The organism is Arthrobacter sp. 001422645 (assembly GCF_059816125.1).
In genome coordinates this window covers 1-21542 of record NZ_JCBANT010000005.1, presented here as the reverse complement: position 1 = coordinate 21542, position 21542 = coordinate 1, and the positions used below count along the sequence as shown (strand labels likewise).

The window sequence follows — 21542 nt, the reverse complement described above, 5'->3', positions numbered from 1 at the left end:
GACTAGATGAAACATTCTGATGAAGTGGCGCAGACATCGGCCGTAAATCTGGCTAAACGTAAGCGCTACATGCAGGATATTGAAGCCTTGATTCAGGACTACGAACGGCTGGTTAAGCGCTCAACCCGCCAGCTGCAAAAAATCGACGACCTCGACAAACGCCTGCGCGCGATGCAGCGTGCACGGGATGAGTTCAAGAGGAAGTATTCGGCCTCCAGTCAGGAAAATGCCGAACTCAAGTCGACGCTGCAGAGGCTGCGGAAGTCCACAAGCCTTCGTGTGGGGAAACTCATCATCGGCCCAATGCGACCGCTCCGGCGACTTCCAGCACAACTAGCGTCGTCGATTCGTCCCACCGCAGGCCACGGTAGTCCCGAGCCTGCGGGCGCTGCCCCAAAGACGACTCAGCCAACTCCTGTTTCCTCTACACCGGATGCAGCTCGCACCTTTGAACAGCTTGAAACCGAGTTCAAAGATGCTCCCTCGCGTGGCGCCCTGCTCAAGCTGGTGTCGCATGAGTACTTCGTCCGGGGCGCCATCACGTCTCCAGCAGCCAGAATCCTGGCAAACGGCGAACTTCTCGCCGATGTTTCAGTGTCCGAACGGCGGATCCTGGACAACATACTCGGCCAGGACGCCCTCCTGCAATCGGGAATCAACTTGTCTCCGCGACAGCCCAACCCCGGGTATCTGGTTGAGCGCGGCCGGGTAATGTACTGCGCGCACAGCACCGGGCACTTCAACAGCAACGGCTATTCGACCAGGACAGCTGGCCTGGTCGGGGGTCTCAGTGCCGGCGGTGAGGACGTCGTCGTAGTAGCGAGACCGGGCTATCCCTGGGACTCGGCTACTGACGTTTCGGCCCCCGGACAGCACCGCCTGGAGCGGAATATCGCGGGCGTGCCGCACATTTTCAACCCCGGCCCCGATCTGAGTTCTGACCGTCTGGATCATTACTTGATGGACGCTGCGGACGTCTATGTGCGGGAAGCGCAACGGAACAGAGTGGCCGTCATCCATGCCGCGTCGAACAACGTAACAGCCCTCCCGGCGCTGATGGCCGCTCGCCGCCTTGGACTTCCTTTTGTCTACGAAGTCAGGGGGATATGGGAAATTACAGAGCTCTCCGACAAACCGTGGTGGGCGCAAAGCGATCGGTACCGACTGGCCGTCACGCTCGAGACCCTGGTGGTCGAGCAGGCGGATCAGGTACTCGCGATCACCGATCAGGTCCGCGACGAACTGGTCCGTCGCGGCGCCACAAAGTCAAACATTGGCCTCCTGCCGAACTCGGTCGACCCGAACAAGTTCAAGCCCATGCCGCCCTTGCGTGCCCTTCGAGACAAGCTTGGCCTGACGGATGAATCGATTGTGATCGGGTACGCCGGAAGTCTGGTTGCCTACGAAGGCATCGGCGATCTCCTGGCCGCCACAAAGACCCTGTTGAGCCGGGAGCTCGACGTGCGACTGGTGATCGTCGGGGACGGCAAACAGCTGCCCGAGCTCAAGAAGACGGCCCAAGAGCTTGGAATCGACGGACACGTTGTCTTCACGGGCAGAGTGCCAGCGAAGACTGTCGCAGACTACATGAGCCTATTCGACATCATGCCTTGCCCCCGTCGCCGTTTTCCGGTGACGGAAATGGTATCGCCGCTCAAGCCCCTCGAGGCGATGGCAAGTGGAAAAGCCGTCGTCCTCAGTGATTTGGGCCCCTCCCGTGACCTAGCCGGTGAAGGTCAGCAGCGGGCTCTGCTCTGCCAGCCCGGCAACCCCGACTCGTTGGCAGACACGCTGGCACGGCTCGTCGCGGACCCTGAACTTCGAACGGGGATGGGCCGCCGGGCGCGGCTTTGGACGTTGGAGCAGCGGACGTGGACGCTTACGGCGCAAACAGCCGCCGCCGCGCACCGGGCCGTCCAGGTCGACTCCCGAGCTGATGATACGCCAGAACTCAAGACCCAGACGATCGGCATCATTGCCGACCAGTTCACCCTCGAGAGCCTCCTCCCCGAAGCGAACTTCGTTGTCCTCAAACCTGAGACGTGGCGCGATCAGCTGAAAGCCCAACCGGTGGATGCGCTGTTTGTGGAGTCAGCATGGGAGGGCGTGGAAGGTCTGTGGCACCGAAAAGTCGGCTTTTACGGGGATGAACCGTTCGCAGTCCTCAAGTCGTTGCTCTCCCACTGCAACGCCCGGGGTGTGCCGACGATTTTCTGGAACAAGGAAGACCCTGTGCATTTCAACAGGTTCCGGGTCACAGCGAAGCACTTTGATCACGTCTTTACCACTGACGCCGGCTGCATCCGACAGTACTTGTCTGGCGCAGGCGACAGACTCAAGACAGCCGCTTCCTTGGCGTTTTATGCTCAGCCTCTGCTGCACAACATCCTGCCATCCAAGCGGCCCTACGAGCACGCCGTCACCTACGCCGGTTCGTACTATGGAGAAAAGTACCCCAAGCGCTCTGTCGAACTGTCCCGACTGTTGACCGCCGCCAAGGACTTCGGACTTGCAATCTACGACCGCCAACATCTGAATCCCGACAGTCCTTACCGATTCCCGGCTGCACTCGAAGGTTTTGTTCGGGGCGGGCTTAGCTATCCGGACATGGTGGACGCCTACAAAGCGCACCCCGTCCACGTCAACGTGAACTCGGTAGATGCATCTCCCACTATGTTCTCGCGAAGAGTCATGGAGATCGCGGCCTCAGGAGGTGCTGTTGTCAGTGGCACTGGCAGGGGAGTGGAAGAGGTCCTGAACGGTTTGGTCCCCGTCATCAAAGGGCAGGACGAAGCCGAACTTCTCATGAGTGAATGGATGGCCAACGAGGACATTCGGGCACGGGACGCCTGGCTGGCTTATAGGTTCATCCACCGCGCGCACACGGCAGCCCACCGTCTGGCCTACGTGCTCCGCACCGCCGGCTTGGTGGTTCGAGCGCCGGAAGCCCCCTCCTACGCCGTATTCCTCACCGAGGCCACGCCTGAGAAGCTCGACGCACTTAGGCTGCAGACCGTTCAGCCTAGCCTCGTCTTCAGTCCCGTGGATCCGACCGATTCCGGCACGGTCAGGAAAGTGGAAGACTTTGCCCACGCTCTTGAGCAGGCAACGGATGCCGGGATATCGTTCCTGGGCTCTTTCCCCTCCGTCCTCAACGATCGAACGGTCTTCGAAGATCTCCTTACGGCCGCTACGTTCGGGACTTGGAACAGCATCGGCTTTACCGAGGCCGAACTGAACTCGCGCGGGTTGGGACTGGCACAACATGCGCGCTCCGTAGAAGAGCTCCCACGGATCGAGGCCGTCAACCCGGCCCCTTCGGCATCAGATCTCACATTGCGCCGTCTACTAATGCGGGCTCGAGAGCCGAAATTGCAGACTGAAAGCGTTGCGCCCAGCAAGACGGTGTTGGTTGCTGGCCATGACTTGAAGTTTGCCAAGGGAATAATCGATGAGCTTGAGCGACGCGGACACAATGTCCTTATTGATCGCTGGCTAGACCACAATAAGCATGACGCGGAGCATAGCCGAGCCCTGCTCCAAGACGCTGATGTCGTCTTCTGTGAGTGGGCACTTGGAAATGCCCTGTGGTTCGCTTCCAACAAGCTTGCGCATCAACGGCTGGTGACGAGGGTGCACTCCCAGGAACTCTTCAGGCCCTTCTTAAAGGACATTCCCTACAAGAACGTCGATTCGGTGATTTTTGTTGGCCAGCACATCGCCGACATCGCGGTGCGCGACCACAGTGTGCCGCGAAACAAGTCAATCGTCGTGCCGAACCCCGTGGACACCGATGTGTCACAGGCCGCCAAGACCGATGATGTACGTTTCCATATCGGATTGGTGGGGATAGTGCCGGCGCAGAAGCATGTCGACCGGGCGCTGGATGTCCTCAAGGCGTTGCGAGCTGTGGAGCCTCGCTACCAGTTGTTCATAAAAGGTAAACGCCCGGAGGACTTCGCCTGGATGGCAAACCGCCCTGCGGAAATGCGGTACTACGAGCAGCAATACGACAGGATCAACTCCGATCCCGATCTGGCGGGCGCCGTCACCTTTGACCCACACGGTGACGACATGGCCGACTGGTACCAAAAGATCGGAATCGTGCTCTCCGTGAGCGACTTTGAATCGTTCCACCTGACCCTTGCGGATGGTGCGGCCGCGGGTGCCATGCCCGTCAGCCTTGCATGGCCGGGATCGGACCAGATCTACCCGACGTCTTGGCTGGCGGCCAGCGTCCCGGACATGGTGCAAAAGATCACTTCGGCTAACTCCTCTTCTGAGAGCTGGCGTGAAGCAGGCTTGCTGGCCAAGTCGTTTGTTGAAGGACGATTCAACAAACCGGAGGTCCTCGCGTCGCTCTGCGAAGCGATATTGGGAGCAGCGGCGGGAACTGACGGTGGACGCTAGCTTGGCAACGGAACACATCGTTGCCCAGAGCTTCCTGGCTCGTTCGTTTGAAGCAGCAGTACGAGAAGGGCTGGGTCCAGTCGCCAGCCTTGGGGAGACTGCCGGGCCGTCAGTGATAGCAGTCGAGAGGGGTAACGGCCTTTCCGTGGGTTGCCACGTTGCGTCGGAAGATCCCTGGGGGCTGAAGATTGCAGTACCCTCGGGAGTCCGAGTGGTGGCTCACGGACACAGCGTCGCCTTCTGGTGTGAGGCAGTGCAGGTGGCGGAACTGCACGTCCAATCGACGTTGGCTGCCACCGTCGCTGTTTCGGAGACGTCGCTACCCAGCCAGCGCATAGAACTCCGCGGGCGCGGTGGCGAGCTCAGGATTGACCTGAGATTCGAAAAATTCTTGTTGAAGGATCGGGGAGTGGGGCGGCCCGGTCTCGGCTGGCGCAGGCACGACTCCGAACGGTCCCTTAACTACATCTTGGACAGTCCTGTCACCGGTCAGTCTCCCAGAAAGCTCCTCGTCCTATTTTCAGCTATCGGGGCCGAGTATGACTTCACCTTCAACTACAGAGCCTCGGTTAAGGGCAATACAATAGCCAAGGCGTTCGTTGTGGATGACTTTGGCAGCCAGGGGTCCTACTACTGGCTGGACCGCGGGGACGATTCGATTTTCCATGAGACGCAGAGGTTGTTGGCCAAGTTGGTCGATGAGCTGGGCGTCGATTTGAACGACGTCATGTTTGCCGGGTCATCCAAAGGGGGCACAGCCGCCCTTCTGCACGGCGTAACGCTGGGCGTTGGACGAGTGCTGCTGGGCGCCCCGCAGTACCGGGTGGGCGACTATCTCTTCAAAGCAGCCCCTCGAATCCTGGATTTTATGGCTGGGAACGCGTCTGACGAGTCGAGACAGTCCCTAAACCACGGGGCCAAGGAAATTCTGGTCCGGGGGCAACGGCGGACTTCCATTCGAGTGGCGGTTGGTTCGAGGGATCACCACCTGAAATCCCACGTGCGTCCGCTCACGGAGGAGGCACGGGCAGCGGGATATTCGGTTTCAAGCCTGATCCTTCCCGGCGTACCCCACAGCAAGATCGGGTGGGTCTTCAAACATTTGTTGGCCGCGGAGGCGCTGGATCTTGAGAACGGCGCATGGCAGGAACCATTGCCCTACTCATTCACCCGCACGCGGGAGAAGGTAACGCTGCGTTGCTGGCCCGCAGAGGGCGAAAAACTCGCCGTTCACCTCTCTGGAAAGAAGTCAGTCCTCGAACGACGTCCGTACTCTGGGGAGGTGGAATTCTCGTTTGTGGTGTCCCCGAACGAAGGCCATGTGAGGGCCAGGGTTTTCCGCCGACAGGACGCGGACACTTCGATCGAGGCATTCACCACGCATTGGGCCTGAGTCTCTGTTCCCAATTCCAGAGCGGAAATTGCACGCCAATAGCGGCGACGTCGGCCTAGTGCCAGCGGCACTGTGGCTGGACTCAAAAGTGCTGTAGGGAACCAGCCCAACTCGTGTAATCGAGAAGCCCTAGTATTCGAGCGACTTAGTGTTCTTGCCTCCGCGAGCCTCAAACGGGATGCGTAGCCTGCGAACGCTTGTTTACCTCGGGGCGGCAGCCCGAAAGGTAGCTCTGGGTCCCAAAAAACTGGCCGCGGAGCGCTCGTCAACGAGATGGACTACCACGGCATGCGGGGAGGCACAGCAATCTGGTTACAGAGGGACACTTGGTTGTTGGCTTTTCAGTAGACGAACTTGCGCAGGTCACGGACAGCCGCTCGTCGCGGACACGATCGTTGCCCCACTCGACCTCGCTTATCAGGGCTGCGCGGGGCAACGGGCGCAAGTTTTAGACGTGCACGGCCATGTCGCTCGGCTCGACTTCACCGAACTCAGGAAGACGGCTGTCCAGGCCGAGCATATGCGCGATGGCGGCGACCGTGCGGGCCGCTGCCATGCCGTCACCGTAGGGGTTCACCGCGTTGGCCATCGAATCGAAGTGATTCTGGTCATTCAGCAGCCGGTCCACTTCCTTCACGATGCGCTCTTCGTCGGTACCGATCAGGGTCACCGTTCCGGCGTCGACTGCCTCGGGACGTTCGGTGTTGTCCCGCATCACCAAGACAGGCTTGCCGAGGCTCGGTGCCTCTTCCTGCACTCCGCCTGAATCGGTGAGTACGATGTGGGCGAGCGACAGCATACGCGTGAATTCGCCGTAAGCCAGGGGCTCCGTGACGATAACGTTCGTCTTGCCTTCCAAGGCCGGGAGCACTGCCTCCCGCACAACGGGGTTCTTGTGCGCCGGCAAGACAATCACCATGTCAGGTTCGGCGTCCGCGATTCGTGCCAACGCACGACCCACTCCGCGCATGGCATCGCCCTGGTTCTCGCGGCGGTGGGTGGTCACCAGCAGGATCTTCCGACCGCTACGTGCGAGCTCCTCAAGTTGAGGGTCGGTAAACGGGATCTGCTTACCTACGGTCGTCAGGAGGGCGTCGATAACCGAGTTGCCGGTGACCACGACGTCGCTGGCGTTGATGCCTTCCGCGAGCAAATTGGCCCGGCTGACACTGGTGGGAGCAAGGTGGAGGCTGGCAATCTGGCTCGTGATCTTGCGGTTGGCCTCCTCCGGGAACGGGGAGAAGAGGTCCCCGCTGCGAAGACCCGCTTCGACGTGCACGACGGGAATCCCGTGATAAAAAGCAGCGATTGCCCCGGCGGTCGACGTCGTGGTGTCGCCCTGCACAATCACGGCGTCAGGCTTCTTCTCGGCGAACAGCTTGTCTAACCCGTCAATGGTCCGGGTCAAGATGGCGGACAGTGACTGCCGCTGCTGCAGGATGTTCAGATCGTGGTCCGGCACGATGCCGAAGAGCTCGTTGACCTGGTCCAGCATCTCGCGGTGCTGGCCTGTGACGGTCACCACACAATCAAAGAGCTCAGACTCGTGCAGCGCGGCGACGATGGGAGCCATCTTGATGGCCTCGGGACGAGTGCCATAAATGGGCATGATGATGGGCATAGAGGTTCCCCCGAAAGATTTAGGCCGCGGACCCATGAATCCTATGCGACCCGCAGTCCGAACAGTAAATCCGGGTCGCTGCTGATGGCTCGCACCGGTGGCACCTACGAATGGGGCGGGCGCTAGCTTCAGCCGGCCAGTACAAGCGCCAGTATAAGCACCGGGATGGTCAGGGAAACTACCACCACGAGAGCCAGGGCCACTAGGCGCTTCCGCGCGTAACTGGATCGCGCTGGCTTGGCTGGGCGGTCGACCGCCTTCCGTGACGCTGGGCTGGCAGGAAAGGCTAGGGGCTCGGTACCCGGTACGAGGAGTTCGTCGGCGATCTCCTCATGCAGGAACCGCCTGCGCAGATGGCGCGGAGCGGCGATCAGCGGGGGAGCGTCGTTGGATTCGTTCACCGCGTACTCCTCCTCTTCTGATCGGGTTAAGTCGGTTGTCCTGCGTCAACCGGGTCACCGGAACGTCAGTCGCGTCCCTATCAATTCTTGCATCACTGCCCCCGTGCTGTGCATTTCGGACGCAGCGATGGATCATTTGGGCCCAGAATTCAGTGACCACCCCCCCCCCGCAGCCACTGTCCCGGCGCCAAGACCACGGCGCTCATCGGGAGAGGCGAGGCAACCGGCTGGACGACCGCCGTCGTACGCTGCTCCGCCAGCGGCGCAGCGCGGGTTAAGCTCGGCTCTCCAGAGCGGCCGTGACATACTGGGCCGAGCAATTTTTGTCCTCTGCTGGAAACGTTGGGAAGCATCACATGGTCTTTGTCGCCGAGAATCGGGCTCCTTCCGAGGAGCCGCAGCGGCCCCGGACTAAGAAGAAAAGAACCGCGCGGAACGTGCTCCTGGGCATCGTGGCGTTCTTTCTGGTCGTAGCGGTCGGTGCGGGGGTTTACGCCTTCAACCTGGCCAGCAGCTTCAACTCCAAGTCCCAGAAAATTGAACAGGCGTTCCCGGACGATGCCGGCCGGCCCGCGAAGGTCCAGGAAGGTGCCACCAACCTCCTGCTCCTGGGCAGCGACAGCCGCGCGGCGGCGTTGGGATCAGCGGAGGCCGGCGACTCCTCGGACCAGCGCTCGGACACCATGATGTGGGTCCACATCCCCGCGGACCGCAAGAACATCTACATGATGTCCATCATGCGCGACACGTGGGTGGAGATTCCCGGCCACGGCGAGGCCAAGATGAACTCCGCCATGGCCCTGGGCGGCATCCCGCTGGTGGTGCAGACCCTGGAAGGGATGTTCGACACCCGGCTGGACCACGTGGCCGTCATCGACTTCGAAGGCTTCAAGGCAATGACCGACGCCCTGGGCGGGGTCAACGTCAACGTGCCCATGGCGTTCAACACCAACGATTTTTCCTTCGCCGAGGGCAAGCAGCAGCTGACCGGCGAACAGGCGCTGGCCTTCGTCCGCGAACGCAAGGCGTTCAGCGACGGCGACTACCAGCGCGTCAAGAACCAGCAGGTATTCCTTAAAGCCCTCATGGCCAAGTTCCTCACGGCCGAGACGCTGACCAATCCCGGGAAAATCAGCAGCCTGGTAGACAACGTCTCGCCGTACATCAGCACCGACGAGTCGCTTGACGCCGCGGCCGCCGGTGGCCTGGCCCTCGGGCTCCGCGACGTCCGCGGCTCGGACGTGGTCAGCTTCACGCTGCCGACCCAAGGCATTGGCACCTCGACCGACGGCCAGTCGATTGTCTTGCGCGACGACGCCGCGATCGCCGGCATCAGCAAGGCCCTGGCCGACGATTCGTTCGGTTCCTACGTGCAGGACGCGGGGCTCACCAAAACGCCCTAACGCGGACAGAACCCGCATATGCCGTGCTGCGGCGCGCCATCCCGCGTGCGGCAACGTCCGGTCGAACATGTATGATTACGCGTTGGCGCCGCTGTCTCCTGGCGGTGCCCACGCAAAGGTTCGATGACGAACACCACGACGAACCGAACTGCACTTGCTTTGGGGGAGCTGTTGAAAACATCACATGGGGCGTTCCCCCGAGCCACACGGGTGACCCTGCTGGCACACTCCTACTGGCCTGAAAACAGCCCGCCGCAGCGCCGGTGGACCGCCCTGCTGAGGGAGTTCTGCGCCTACGGCTGGGAATTCGACGTGGTGACCCCGGTGGCGCACTTCCCGGTGGGCAAGCGTGAGCTTCCCGCCGACCTGGCAGGACGCGCCTTCCGGCGGCAAAAGGGCCAGTTCACCGAGCTGATCCGGCGGGTGCCATACCTGCCGCACGGCAACTCCCACCTGGCCAGACTGCTGGACCAGTGCTTCTCCGCCGCCATGTCCGTGCCCCTGGGCCTCCTGACGCGCCGGCCCGACGTGGTGATCGCCACGGCGCCCAGCCTGCCGATCCTCGCCGCGGGGTACCTGCTGGCCCGGCTTCGGGGCGTTCCCCTCATCGTTGAAATGCGCGACGCCTGGCCGGACCTGGCCCGGGACTCCCGCATGGTGCGCGGGCGCGTGAAGAGCGTCGTCGAAATGGCGGTGGAGTTCGTCCAGAAGCGTGCGGACCTGGTGGTCACGGTAACGGAGGGCTTCGCCGACACTTTGCGCACGCGCGGGCTGAAAAATGTCAAAACCGTGAGCAACGGCCTCCACGTTGACACCATTCCGTCCCTGGGATCCCCGGACCCGGAGCGGGATGTCTTCGAGGCGCTTTACCTTGGAAACCACGGCGAAAGCCAGCGGCTCGACGTCGTCATCCGCGCCAGCGCCCTAGTGGGCGATGCCATGCACCTGCATCTGGTGGGCCACGGCACCCAAAGCCCTGCCCTGGAAAAACTGGCCGCCGAACTCGGCGCCCCCGTCACGTTCCATCCGTCGCTGCACGGCCAGGACGTTATGGACCGCTATGCCTCGGCGGACACCTGCATTGTCTCGCTGCGCGATGACTGGAAGTCGTTCGAGACCACCGTCCCGTCCAAGACCTACGAGGTCCTGGCCCTCGGCCGCCACGTCACCGCAATCGTCAAAGGTGAGGCCGCACGCGTCATCGAGGATGCGGATGCCGGTGATATTGTGCCCAGCACCCCGGAGGCTGTGGCCGCCCTGTGGCGCGAACTGGCCGCGGACCGCTCACGGCTGGTCCGGTCCGATGCCAGCCGCCAGTGGGTCAAGGAGCACGCGGACTACACGCAGCTGGCGGAAAAGTACATGGAACTCATCTCAGAGCTCCTGGGCAAAGAACCTGTCACTCAGCGATAATTCGGCTCTTCCCCGACGGCGTCGCTCACGCTCTGATCCGTCTGATCCGCGCATTCCGGCCGCAGGGACACATCCAGCAGCCCGCCGGTCTCGATGACGAACCGCCGCAGCCACTGCCCCGCACTCAGCTGGGGGTGGGAGTTCACCATCTGAACGTCCGCCGTCGTGCATTGCTCCATCAGGCGCTCCGCCCGGGACAGGTGGTAGCTGGACGTCACCACCGTGATGGACTTCCATCCGTTCGCCCGGGCGATTTTGCCGATGGCCCGCGCCTCGCCGCGCGTGTCGTACTCATCGGGCTGGAAGCACAGGAGCTGGATACTCGGGAAGGCAGCCGAGTTGCAGGCAGTGTCGGCCGCAACATTGCCGGGCGTGTCCGTGTGGGACAGGACCAGGACGGGGATGTTGTAGTCACGCTGCATCTGCTGCGCCACCGGAAGCCGTTCGGAGGCCGCGCCGCCCAGCATGATCACGGCGTCGGTCCGGTGCACGGTCAGGGGATCCACGTTCACAAAGAGTTGAACCGCCAGAACCAGCCAGACCAGGGCGGCCCCGGAAATCCAGGCAACAATCCGAGCCGCCGGGGGACTCAAGGTTGGCAGCGGCAGGGGCATGAGTAAGAGTCTCGCACGCGGCCCGTTCCGCCGCGAAAACGGTTCGCCGAACATGCCCGACGGCGGCCGGGACCGGGATCCGCCTACAGCAGCCCGAGCAGATACGAGCCGTAGCCGCTTTTGGCCAGTGGCTCGGCCCGTGCCCGCAGCTCGTCATCACTGAGGAATCCCTGGCGCCACGCAACTTCCTCCGGCGCACCGATGATCAATCCTTGCCGCTTCTGGACGGTCCGGACAAAATTTGACGCGTCATTGAGGTCGTCGAACGTGCCCGTGTCCAGCCACGCCGTTCCCCGGGGGAGGATCTCGACGTGCAGCTTGTCCACGGCAAGATACGCCTTGTTGACGTCCGTGATTTCGAGTTCGCCGCGGGGTGACGGCTTCAGCTCGCCGGCGATCTCAACGACGTCGTTGTCGTAGAAATAGAGTCCGGGCACTGCGTAGTTGCTCTTCGGCAGCGCGGGCTTCTCGTCCAGCGTCAGCACGCGGCCGGAGTCGTCGAACTCGACCACGCCGTAGGCCCCGGGATCCTGCACCCAGTAGCCGAACACCGACCCCCCGTCCACGTCGACGTACTTGCCGAGCTGGGTACCCATTCCCGGGCCATAGAAGATGTTGTCGCCGAGGACGAGGGCCACGGAATCGCCGCCGATGTGTTCCTGGCCAAGGATGAAGGCCTGGGCGAGCCCGTCCGGCGACGGCTGGACTTTGTACGTGATGCAGACCCCGAATTGTGAGCCGTCACCCAGCAAGCGGCGGAAGGGGTCCGAGTCCCGCGGCGCCGTGATCACCAGGATGTCCCTGATTCCGGCCAGGATAAGGGTGGACAGCGGATAATAGATCATCGGTTTGTCATAGACCGGGACAAGCTGCTTGCTGATGCCGAAGGTAATCGGATGGAGCCGTGATCCTGTTCCCCCGGCCAGAATGATTCCGCGCATGGGCACATCCTTTATGTTTCTTGGGGCAAGCGCAACAGGTATGGTCTGAGTCATGCAGCGACTACTCGTCACAGGTGGCGCAGGCTTCATCGGCGCCAGTTTTGTCCACCATGTCATGACGCAGGGGCGGGACCATGTGACGGTCCTGGACAAGCTCACCTACGCCGGCAACCTCGAGTCGCTCACCGGCCTGCCGGGGGAGCGCTTCCGGTTCGTCCGGGGAGATATCTGCGACGCAGCCCTGGTGGACGGGTTGGTTGCTGACTGCGACGTCGTGGTCCACTACGCCGCGGAGTCCCACAATGACAACTCGCTGCACGATCCGCGCCCTTTCCTCGACACGAACATCATTGGTACGTACACGCTGATCGAGGCGGCCCGGAAGCACGGCAAGCGTTTCCACCACATCTCCACGGATGAGGTGTACGGCGACCTGGACCTGGACGATCCGGAGCGGTTCAGCGAGAGCACGCCGTACAACCCCTCAAGCCCGTACTCGTCCACCAAGGCGGGATCGGATCTGCTGGTCCGGGCCTGGGTGCGTTCCTTCGGGCTGCAGGCGACCATCAGCAACTGCTCCAATAACTACGGCCCGTACCAGCACGTGGAGAAGTTCATTCCGCGCCAGATCACCAACGTGATCGACGGCATCCGCCCGAAGCTGTATGGCAAGGGCGAGAACGTCCGCGACTGGATCCACGCGGACGACCACTCGTCCGCTGTCCTGGCCATCATCGCCAGGGGCCGGATCGGCGAGACTTACCTGATCGGCGCCGACGGCGAGAAGAACAACAAGGACGTCGTTGAACTGATCCTCAAGCACATGGGCGAGGCCCCCGACGCCTACGACCACGTCCTGGACCGGCCCGGCCACGACCTGCGTTACGCCATTGATTCCACGAAGCTCCGCAGGGAGCTCGGCTGGGAGCCGCGCTTCTCCAACTTCGACGCCGGCCTGGAGGCCACCATCGCCTGGTACCGGGACAACGAGGACTGGTGGCGCCCGCAGAAGGCTGCCACGGAAGCCAAGTACACGGAACAGGGCCAGTAGACGATGGGAACCGAGTTCTCGAAAAAGCTCGCAGCGCACACAACACCAATTCCCGGCGTCGTCCTCTACGATCTTCCGGTCCACGGCGACAACCGCGGCTGGTTCAAGGAGAACTGGCAGCGCGAGAAGATGATGGCCCTCGGCCTGCCGGACTTCCGGCCGGTGCAAAACAACGTTTCATTCAACGAGAAGGCCGGCACCACGCGCGGGATTCACGCGGAGCCCTGGGACAAGTTCATCTCCGTCGCCACGGGCAGGATCTTCGGGGCGTGGGTTGACCTGCGCGAAGGGCCGTCCTTCGGTGCCGTGTTCACCGCGGAACTGGACCCCGGCCAGGCCATTTTCATCCCCCGCGGCGTCGGCAACGCGTTCCAGACGCTGGAGGACAACACGGCCTACACCTACCTGGTGAACGACCACTGGTCCGCCGACGCCCAGGGACAGTACACCTTCCTGAACCTCGCGGACGAGACGGCCTCCATCGCCTGGCCGATCCCGCTGGAACTGGCTGAGCTCTCCGACAAGGACAAAGCCCATCCCCGCCTCGCCGACGTGGTCCCGATGCCCCCCAGGAGAGTCCTGGTGGTGGGCGCGGACGGCCAGCTCGGCAAGGCCCTGCGGAACCTGTACGACGGCGATTCCGCGGTCGAGTTCGCCGGCCGGGCGGAGTTCGACCTGGGCAGCGACGCCTCCTTCGGCGCCCGGAACTGGCAGAACTACTCCACCATCATCAACGCAGCGGCCTATACCGCCGTCGACGCCGCCGAGACCCCCGACGGACGCAGGACGGCCTGGGCAGTCAACGTCACCGCCGTCGCCCGGCTGGCCCGGGCCGCCGTCGAGCACAACCTGATCCTGGTGCACGTCTCCTCCGACTATGTCTTCGACGGCACCCGCGCCACACACGAGGAGTCCGAGCCCGTCTCACCGCTGGGCGTATACGGCCAGACCAAAGCCGCGGGAGACGCCGTCGTCAGCGTGGTGCCCCGGCACTACATCCTGCGCACCAGCTGGGTCATCGGTGACGGCAGCAACTTCGTCCGGACCATGGCCTCCCTGGCGGAGCGCGGGGTGGAGCCATCGGTGGTCAACGACCAGGTCGGACGGCTCAGCTTCACGGAGGACATCGCCGCCGGCATCCGCCACCTGCTCACAACGGGCGCACCCTTTGGCACGTACAACCTCAGCAACGACGGCGAACCCCAGTCCTGGGCGGACATCGCAGCGGAGGTGTACGAACTCACCGGGGGAGCCCGGACGGCGGTGACCGGTGTCAGCACGGCGGAGTACTTCAAGGACAAGTCCGCGGCCCCCAGGCCGCAGACCAGCACGCTCGAACTGGGAAAGATCGCGGCCCAGGGATTCCACCCGCCGTCGGCCGGCACCAGACTCCGCGACTACCTTGGGCGGGACGTGCGCACGCACCCGGAGGACGCCGGCGTCGGACCGTCGCGGTAGCGTGGGGCTGTGCCTGAACGACTGAACGAACCGCCCCTGAACGAGCAACCACAGCCCGCCTCACCGCAGACTGCCCCGCCCTTGACCGTCGCTGAGCTCTCCGAATCCCAGCTCCTGAAACGGATCTTCCCGCGCCTGCACTACGGCCAGGAACACAACCCGGCGCTGATCCTGGGCCCGGGGGACGACGCCGCGATCGTGGCCGCCCCGGACGGCCGGGCGGTCCTCAGCATCGACACCCAGGTGGCGGACCAGGACTTCCGGCTCGAGTGGAACAACGGCTACCGGACCACCGGCTACGACGTCGGCTGGAAAGCCGCCGCGCAGAACCTCAGCGACATCAACGCCATGGGCGCCCGCGCCACCTCGCTCGTCGTCAGCCTCACCATGCCCCCGGAAACCCGGGTCGCCTGGGTGGAAGACTTCGCCGACGGGCTCTCGGAGGCCATCCGCGACCTGGGCGCCCCCCACTGCGCCGTGGCCGGCGGCGACCTCGGCAGGGGCCGCGAACTGGCCGTCAGCGTGGCGATCCTCGGCACCCTCGACGGCCGCGCGGCGGTGCTGCGCTCCGGCGCCCGGCCGGGGGACACTCTGGCGATTGCCGGCACCGTGGGCCGCGCCGCGGCGGGTCTCGCGCTGCTGGAGTCGGACGCTCCCGTCGAGGCCCTGAGCCGGGAGCAGCGCGGGCTGCTGGACACTCAGTGCAGGCCCATGCCCCCGCTCGCGGCCGGACCCCTGGCCCGGGACTCCGGGGCGACGGCACTGATGGACATTTCCGACGGGCTGGTCCGCGACGGCCAACGGATGGCGTCCGCCAGCCACGCCGTCCTCAACCTGGACCCGGCAGCGTTGAAGGACCTCGCGGTTCCGCTCCAGCCGGCCGCCGACCTGCTGAGCATGGATCCCATGACCTGGGTCCTGGGCGGCGGGGAGGACCACGGACTGCTCGCCGCATTTCCCGCGGGCGTTCAGCTGCCTCACGGTTTCACTGCGATAGGCTCGGTAGAAGCCCCTGCACCAACGGACAGCACGGGCGTCAAGATAGCGGGCAGGCCCGCTGACACTGTGGGATGGGATCACTTTGCAGACTAAAATTACCGCCAACGCGCAAGCGATGAAGCGGTGGTTGAGCAAGGCAGAAACGACGCTTGGAAACCACAGCGACCGCCTGAACGCCATCAACATCTTCCCCGTGGCCGACGGCGACACGGGCACCAACATGTACCTGACGGTGCGCGCGGCCGCCCGGGTCCTCCAGAGCCTCGATACCTCCGCGTTGCCGCAGATCAGCGCAGATTCGACAGTGCATTCGTTCGGCACGCCGGATCCGGCCCTGAACGACGTCGGCGCCGTCCTGGCCCAGGCCGGCGAGGCCGCCATGGAGCAGGCCCGCGGCAACTCCGGCACCCTGTTCGCCGTGTTCCTCTGCGCCGCGGCCGAGCCTCTCGCCGGCCACCACCGGTTGACCGCGTCGCTGCTGGCCGCCGCCTTGAACCGTGCCCAGATCCGGGCTTGGTCGGCGTTGAGCGATCCGGTTCCCGGCACCATGCTGTCCGTGATGGAGGCCTGCGCACGCGCGGCGGCCGCCGTGGACTCCGCGCACGACGGCGACGACAGCAACCACACGCTCGGCCTGGCACTTGACGCCACCGTGAACGCCGCCGTCGCCGCAGTGGTCCGCACCGAAGACCAACTGGAGGCGCTGCACGCCGCCCACGTAGTGGACGCCGGCGGCGTCGGGATGCTGCTGATCCTCGACTGCCTGCGCTCCGCCGTCCTGGGCGAGGAACTCCAGGACCAACTCCTGGACGGCCTGCACGGCTACGACGTCCAGGACCCCCACATCCACGCCGCCATGCCGCGGGACGAGGGGGTGGAAGTCATGTGCACCATCACGCTGTCACCGCTCGACGCCGCCATGATGCGCCAGCGGCTCGACGAAATGGGCGACTCCGTCATCATGAGCCAGGTGGGCGGGGCCCCTGACGCGTCCGGCGCCTACCGCTGGCGTGTCCACGTTCACGTGCCGGACGCCGGGCCCGCCGTCACCCTGATCCGTTCCCTCGGCGAGCCCTCGGATATCAGCGTGAGCGAGCTTGCCACGCCGCGGAACCCGGACGGGCATGGAAGCTGAACTGCACAGCGCTGCGCATGGCGGTGGAGAAGTAGGCGGCGCCGAAATGCACCTCGGCCTGGAACGCCGGATCGGCAAGCGTTCCGCGGCCGTCATTGAAAAGCACCTGGGCATCACCACCGTGGGCGGGCTGCTGAACTACTTCCCCCGCCGCTACCTGAACCGCGGCGAACTCACCCCCATCAGCGAGGTCCCGCTCGACGAGGAAGTCACCCTGATTGCCCGGGTGGTCTCCAACAGCACCCGGGCCATGCGCGCCCGCCGCGGTTCGCTGACCGACGTCGTCATTTCCGACGACGCCGGGACCGGGCTTCCCGGCACCCTGAAGGTCAGCTTCTTCAACGGCTTCCGGGCCAAGGCCGAGCTGCAGCCGGGCCGCCGCGCCATGTTCTCCGGAAAGGTCACCCGGTACGGCGGCGCCCTGGGGCTGACCAACCCCGACTTCCTGCTGCTTGACGAGGACCCGGAGACCCCGGGCATGGACCCGGAGAAGCTCGCCGCCATGCCCATCCCGGTGTATCCGGCCACCGCCAAGCTGACCAGCTGGTCCATCCAGAAGGTCATCGCGACGCTGCTGGACACCGTGGACCTGGAGGTACTGCCGGACCCGCTGCCGGCGGAGATCTCAGGCCGGGAGAAGTTCCTGCCGGTCGCGGACGCCTACCGGCTCATCCACGCCCCGCAGACCGCTCCGGACTGGCAGCGCGCCCGGGACCGGTTCCGTTACCAGGAAGCCCTGGTGCTCCAGTCGGCCCTCGCCCGGCGCCGCGCCCTGCTGGCCGCCGAGGAGGCCACCGCCCGCCGGCCCGCCGCGGACGGTCTCCTGACCGCGTTCGACCGGCAGCTGCCCTTCACGCTGACCGCCGGCCAGGCCGCCGTCGGCAAGACCCTGGCCGCGGAGCTCGCGCAGGACTCTCCGATGAACCGCCTGCTCCAAGGCGAAGTCGGCTCGGGCAAGACGATCGTGGCGTTGCGCGCCATGCTGCAGGTGGTGGACGCCGGGGGACAGGCCGCGCTGCTGGCCCCCACCGAGGTCCTCGCCGCGCAGCACTTCGACTCGATCCGCCGCACGCTGGGGCCGCTGTCCCGGGACGGGCTGCTGGGCGGCTTCGGCCCCGACGCGGTCCAGGTCACGCTGCTCACCGGCTCCATGCCCACCGCGGCCCGGAAACAGGCCATGCTGGACGCCGCATCCGGCACCGCCGGGATAGTGATCGGCACCCACGCCCTGCTCAGCGACAACGTTTCCTTCTACGACCTCGGCCTGATCGTGGTGGACGAACAGCACCGCTTCGGCGTCGAACAGCGCGATGTGCTCCGGTCCAAGGCCAGCAAACCCCCGCACCTGCTGGTTATGACCGCCACCCCCATTCCCCGGACAGTGGCCATGACCGTGTTCGGTGACCTGGAGACCTCCATCCTGGACGAGCTCCCGGCCGGCCGTGCCCCGATCACCACCCACGTGGTGGGGCTGGCCGAGCACCCCGCCTGGCTCGGCCGGCTCTGGAGCCGGTCCCGGGAAGAAATCGACGCCGGCCACCAGGTCTACATCGTCTGTCCCAAGATCGGCACCGACGACGACGGCGACTTCAGTCCCGGCGAGGCGGAACCCTCCGCCGCGGACCTCGAGGGGGAGAACGGGGCGCGCGAACTGGCGTCGGTGACCGCCGTCGTCGAACAGCTCCGGGACGAACCAGCGCTGGCCGGGGTGCCCGTCGCGCCGCTGCACGGGCGGCAGGACCCCGCCCTGAAGTCCGACACCATGGCCTCGTTCACGGCCAACCAGACCAAGGTCCTGGTCTCCACCACGGTGATCGAGGTGGGCGTGGACGTGCACAACGCTACGCTGATGGTGATCCTGGACGCGGATCGCTTCGGCATCTCGCAGCTCCACCAGCTCCGCGGCCGGGTGGGTCGCGGCGGGCTGCCGGGCACGTGCCTGCTGGTGACCACGCTGGAGCCGGGCCACCCGAGCCGCCGCCGGCTCGAGGCAGTGGCTGCCACCACCGACGGGTTCGAGCTCTCCCAGGAGGACCTCAAACTGCGCCGGGAAGGCGACATCCTGGGGGCCTCCCAGTCCGGCGGCCGGTCCACGCTGAAGCTGCTGCGGGTCCTGGAACACGAGGACGTGATTGCCCGGGCACGGCAGGACGCCTGGCAGATCGTCGGCGCCGACCCGTCCCTGGGCGCGAACCCCGACCTGGCCGGGGCGATCGACGAATACCTCAATCCTGAAAAGGAGGCGTTCCTTGAACGCGGCTAACAGAATCCAGGCATCCGTGCATGTGTCCCAGGCGGCACGCCCATGAGCCGCATCATTTCCGGCGCCGCCGGCGGAACCACCCTGGTCAGCGTCCCCGGATCCCTGACCCGCCCCACCACGGACCGGGTCAAGGAAGCGCTCTTCTCCCGGCTGGACGCTTTCGAGGTCATCGCCGACGCCCGCGTGCTGGATCTCTACGCCGGCTCCGGGTCGCTCGGCGTGGAAAGCGCCAGCCGCGGCGCGGAGTCCGTGGATCTGGTGGAATCCGACGGCAAGGCCAGCGAGGTCTGCCAGCGCAATGCGGACCTGGTCAACACGGTGGCGCGGCGCAAGGTGGTCTCCGTGCACCGGTCCAAGGTGGAATCGTTCCTGGAGCGGACCCAGGCCGCTGTCCGCTGGGACCTCGTCTTCCTCGATCCTCCGTACCCCCTGGACGAGCCCGCGTTGGCCGGGGTGCTGGCCAAGCTGCTCCCGCACCTGGCCGAGGGCGCCGTCGTCGTTGTGGAGCGCTCGTCCCGGGCCCCGGAACCGTCCTGGCCGGAAGGTATGGAGCGGTTCGCGGAACGGAAGTACGGGGAGACCAAACTCTGGTTCGCCGAACCCGGCGTTGAAGAAGGGCCGGCGGACGACCTCTTGGCGGACGAAAGCCGGGACGCCGGCGCTGCGGACGACGCCGACTAGTCAACGTCGTACCCACCGGTCGCCCTGGCTCGGGAATGAGAACGCGTGCTACGTAGACACGCCCAGCTAAACATGGCCAGGGCGAAAAGCCTCGCCGCGGGGTTTATGAAAAGACAGCGATGCCGTAGACCGCGAAGACCACGAGATGGGCTGCGCCGTGCATGGCAGTGACCTTCTTGGAGGCAAGCGTTGTCACCGACAGCATCAAAGTGACGCCGAGGAACAAGAGGTTGGCCGGCGACTCGCCCAATACGACGGCCTGTCCGGTGAGGGCGCCGATGATGAGTACGGCGGGAATCGTCAGGCCGACTGTGGAGACCAGGGCTCCATGGCACAGATTGCTGACTCGCTGGATCTCACCCTGCAAGGCTGCACGCACTGATGTGATCGACTCGGGCAGGAAAACAATCATGGCGATCAGGATGCCCGAAAGCGCCACCGGCGCACCGACGCGGTCAAGCCCGTCGTCCAGGAGCGTGGCCATGTCATGCGAGAGCAGCACGATGGGCACGACGGTCACGATAAGCAGCGTGATCCGCAGCAATATCTCGGTGCGGTGCTCTGCGATGACCTGGGTGACGTTTCGGCGGCTCTGAACGGCGGCGCCGCTGCCGCGCGTCGCAGTATCGGCGGCGAAGCGTTGATCGACTTCGCGGAAGTCGTCGGCCTGCCTGCCCATCTGCCGGTACAGGAAGAAGGCATACAGGGCAAGTGTCAGCACGACGATAGGGATCGCCTGCCCGGGTGTGAAGGAGCCGTCACGCCCGATCAGGGTCGGGAGGGCGAAGGCCAGCGAGACGAGCACGACTATCAGGGCGAGATACGAGGAAGTGCCGGTGCGGTTATGGCCCAGGTTGCCGTGCTTGATCGCCCCGACGAGGACAGAGAGCCCGATCACGGCGTTGAGAATGATCATTGATACGGCCATCACGGAGTCGCGTGCGATGGTGGTGTGCTCGCCAGGCCCAAGCATGACGGCGGAAATGAGCACCACCTCGATCAGCACAATCGAAAGTGTGAGCACCAGGGAGCCATACGGATCACCAAGCCGGTGGGCGAGATGTTCAGCCTCATGGACCACCCCGAAGGCGCAGACCAGAACGACTCCGACGATGAGCACGAGTGCAGCAATAAGCAGCAGGGTGGGAACAGGCGGTTCAAGCAGGGGTCCGGCAAACACCAATCCGAGAACGGCGCCCCAACCGACCACGACGCGGACTGTGGCGGCGGGCGTGATAACGGATCGTGCAGTAGAGGAAACCAAGGGTTGACCCCCATTCCACGAGGCCGTCCCCGTGCCGATCGAAACGAACGGGCCGTCCCGTCCGCAGCGCTGGTGTCACACTCTGCCGTTCATGCTACTGCAGAGCAACCAGGGCCCCGCGAAACCGCAATTCTGAACGAGGCGGCGCACCCCTCTCCTTGGAGGATGTGGTCCCCGTTGATACTGCGGTCGCCGGACAGGTGGACTCAAGCAGCATTGACATTCCCAAGTGCATGCGCGGCCGCGAACACGTGCCACTCCGGGAACGGGTCTATGGGCAGTTCCAGGTCGGGGTCGCAGCCGGGATCAGGGGGAATGCCCTGGTTGGGCCAGTGGGGTGGTTCCCAGTCCTGGTGTTCGCTGGGGTAGGTCCGGCCGGACGGTGAGATCCATCCCGGCGGTTCGTCCTTGGTGGCCATGGTGGGGGTCCAGGCGGATCCGTGTTTGAGGCGGTGGTGTTTGCGGCAGGGCTGTCCCAGGTTCGAGATGCCGGTG

Annotated in this window: 15 protein-coding genes and 1 pseudogene; 10 read left to right on the top strand and 6 right to left on the bottom strand. The window is 64.6% G+C overall.

Annotation, left to right across the window (positions count from 1 at the left end):
- Positions 1 to 6 precede the first annotated feature (6 nt).
- The gene (locus AC6EUH_RS07330; protein ID WP_499738231.1) at positions 7 to 4410 is read left to right on the top strand and encodes a glycosyltransferase; all 4404 of its coding nucleotides are present in this window, start codon (positions 7 to 9) and stop codon (positions 4408 to 4410) included.
- 259 nt (positions 4411 to 4669) lie between these two features.
- On the top strand, positions 4670 to 5803 hold the full coding sequence (locus AC6EUH_RS07325; protein ID WP_499738230.1) for a hypothetical protein: 1134 nt from the start codon (positions 4670 to 4672) through the stop codon (positions 5801 to 5803).
- Positions 5804 to 6251: 448 nt separating this feature from the next.
- Here the strand turns inward: AC6EUH_RS07325 and wecB are convergent, their stop codons facing one another.
- Positions 6252 to 7424 carry a non-hydrolyzing UDP-N-acetylglucosamine 2-epimerase gene (gene wecB, locus AC6EUH_RS07320; protein ID WP_499738229.1) on the bottom strand — a complete coding sequence of 391 codons (1173 nt, stop codon included), beginning with the start codon at positions 7422 to 7424 and terminating at the stop codon, positions 6252 to 6254.
- 128 nt (positions 7425 to 7552) lie between these two features.
- Entirely contained in the window at positions 7553 to 7825 is a 273-nt protein-coding gene (locus AC6EUH_RS07315; protein WP_499738228.1) for a hypothetical protein, read from the bottom strand.
- Between the two features lie 356 nt (positions 7826 to 8181).
- Between AC6EUH_RS07315 and AC6EUH_RS07310 the strand changes: the two genes are divergently transcribed.
- Both AC6EUH_RS07310 and AC6EUH_RS07305 read left to right on the top strand, forming a co-directional pair.
- Positions 8182 to 9228, top strand: a complete 1047-nt coding sequence (locus AC6EUH_RS07310) for an LCP family protein (RefSeq protein ID WP_499738227.1) — start codon at positions 8182 to 8184, stop codon at positions 9226 to 9228.
- A 210-nt stretch (positions 9229 to 9438) separates the two neighbouring features.
- Positions 9439 to 10641 carry a glycosyltransferase family 4 protein gene (locus tag AC6EUH_RS07305; protein WP_499738226.1) on the top strand — a complete coding sequence of 401 codons (1203 nt, stop codon included), beginning with the start codon at positions 9439 to 9441 and terminating at the stop codon, positions 10639 to 10641.
- Here the strand turns inward: AC6EUH_RS07305 and AC6EUH_RS07300 are convergent.
- Positions 10632 to 11255, bottom strand: coding sequence for a YdcF family protein (locus AC6EUH_RS07300; RefSeq protein WP_082492580.1), 624 nt, complete (start codon positions 11253 to 11255; stop codon positions 10632 to 10634). The genes AC6EUH_RS07305 and AC6EUH_RS07300 overlap by 10 nt on opposite strands.
- A gap of 83 nt (positions 11256 to 11338) precedes the next feature.
- On the bottom strand, positions 11339 to 12196 hold the full coding sequence (gene rfbA / locus AC6EUH_RS07295) for a glucose-1-phosphate thymidylyltransferase RfbA (protein WP_499738225.1): 858 nt from the start codon (positions 12194 to 12196) through the stop codon (positions 11339 to 11341).
- 52 nt (positions 12197 to 12248) lie between these two features.
- Between rfbA and rfbB the strand changes: the two genes are divergently transcribed.
- The 6 genes from rfbB (at position 12249) to rsmD (ending at position 19783) form a co-directional block, all read left to right on the top strand.
- Positions 12249 to 13247, top strand: coding sequence for a dTDP-glucose 4,6-dehydratase (gene rfbB, locus AC6EUH_RS07290; RefSeq protein ID WP_499738224.1), 999 nt, complete (start codon positions 12249 to 12251; stop codon positions 13245 to 13247).
- A 3-nt stretch (positions 13248 to 13250) separates the two neighbouring features.
- Positions 13251 to 14705, top strand: a complete 1455-nt coding sequence (locus tag AC6EUH_RS07285) for a sugar nucleotide-binding protein (RefSeq protein WP_499738223.1) — start codon at positions 13251 to 13253, stop codon at positions 14703 to 14705.
- An 81-nt stretch (positions 14706 to 14786) separates the two neighbouring features.
- A complete protein-coding gene (thiL, locus tag AC6EUH_RS07280; RefSeq protein ID WP_499738316.1) occupies positions 14787 to 15797 on the top strand; it encodes a thiamine-phosphate kinase in 1011 nt (336 codons plus the stop codon).
- Positions 15798 to 15819: 22 nt separating this feature from the next.
- Positions 15820 to 16839, top strand: coding sequence for a DAK2 domain-containing protein (locus AC6EUH_RS07275; protein WP_499738315.1), 1020 nt, complete (start codon positions 15820 to 15822; stop codon positions 16837 to 16839).
- Positions 16829 to 19102 carry an ATP-dependent DNA helicase RecG gene (locus AC6EUH_RS07270; RefSeq protein ID WP_499738222.1) on the top strand — a complete coding sequence of 758 codons (2274 nt, stop codon included), beginning with the start codon at positions 16829 to 16831 and terminating at the stop codon, positions 19100 to 19102. Before AC6EUH_RS07275 ends, AC6EUH_RS07270 begins: the two co-directional genes overlap by 11 nt.
- Before the next feature lie 42 nt (positions 19103 to 19144).
- Complete coding sequence (rsmD, locus tag AC6EUH_RS07265; RefSeq protein ID WP_499738221.1) at positions 19145 to 19783, top strand: 16S rRNA (guanine(966)-N(2))-methyltransferase RsmD; 639 nt, start codon at positions 19145 to 19147, stop codon at positions 19781 to 19783.
- Positions 19784 to 19886: 103 nt separating this feature from the next.
- Here the strand turns inward: rsmD and AC6EUH_RS07260 are convergent, their stop codons facing one another.
- Both AC6EUH_RS07260 and AC6EUH_RS07255 read right to left on the bottom strand, forming a co-directional pair.
- Complete coding sequence (locus tag AC6EUH_RS07260) at positions 19887 to 21047, bottom strand: calcium:cation antiporter (protein ID WP_056426810.1); 1161 nt, start codon at positions 21045 to 21047, stop codon at positions 19887 to 19889.
- Between the two features lie 206 nt (positions 21048 to 21253).
- Positions 21254 to 21542, bottom strand: a pseudogene (locus AC6EUH_RS07255) (HNH endonuclease signature motif containing protein); the annotation flags it as partial.

Bases quoted from the DNA above. Each gene is read 5' to 3' on its own strand.
- rfbA (WP_499738225.1), bottom strand. From the start codon at position 12,196: ATGCGCGGAATCATTCTGGCCGGGGGAACAGGATCACGGCTCCATCCG.
- AC6EUH_RS07270 (WP_499738222.1), top strand. From the start codon at position 16,829: ATGGAAGCTGAACTGCACAGCGCTGCGCATGGCGGTGGAGAAGTAGGC.
- AC6EUH_RS07330 (WP_499738231.1), top strand. From the start codon at position 7: ATGAAACATTCTGATGAAGTGGCGCAGACATCGGCCGTAAATCTGGCT.
- wecB (WP_499738229.1), bottom strand. From the start codon at position 7,424: ATGCCCATCATCATGCCCATTTATGGCACTCGTCCCGAGGCCATCAAG.
- AC6EUH_RS07275 (WP_499738315.1), top strand. From the start codon at position 15,820: ATGAAGCGGTGGTTGAGCAAGGCAGAAACGACGCTTGGAAACCACAGC.
- AC6EUH_RS07310 (WP_499738227.1), top strand. From the start codon at position 8,182: ATGGTCTTTGTCGCCGAGAATCGGGCTCCTTCCGAGGAGCCGCAGCGG.
- AC6EUH_RS07300 (WP_082492580.1), bottom strand. From the start codon at position 11,255: ATGCCCCTGCCGCTGCCAACCTTGAGTCCCCCGGCGGCTCGGATTGTT.
- rsmD (WP_499738221.1), top strand. From the start codon at position 19,145: ATGAGCCGCATCATTTCCGGCGCCGCCGGCGGAACCACCCTGGTCAGC.
- AC6EUH_RS07285 (WP_499738223.1), top strand. From the start codon at position 13,251: ATGGGAACCGAGTTCTCGAAAAAGCTCGCAGCGCACACAACACCAATT.
- rfbB (WP_499738224.1), top strand. From the start codon at position 12,249: ATGCAGCGACTACTCGTCACAGGTGGCGCAGGCTTCATCGGCGCCAGT.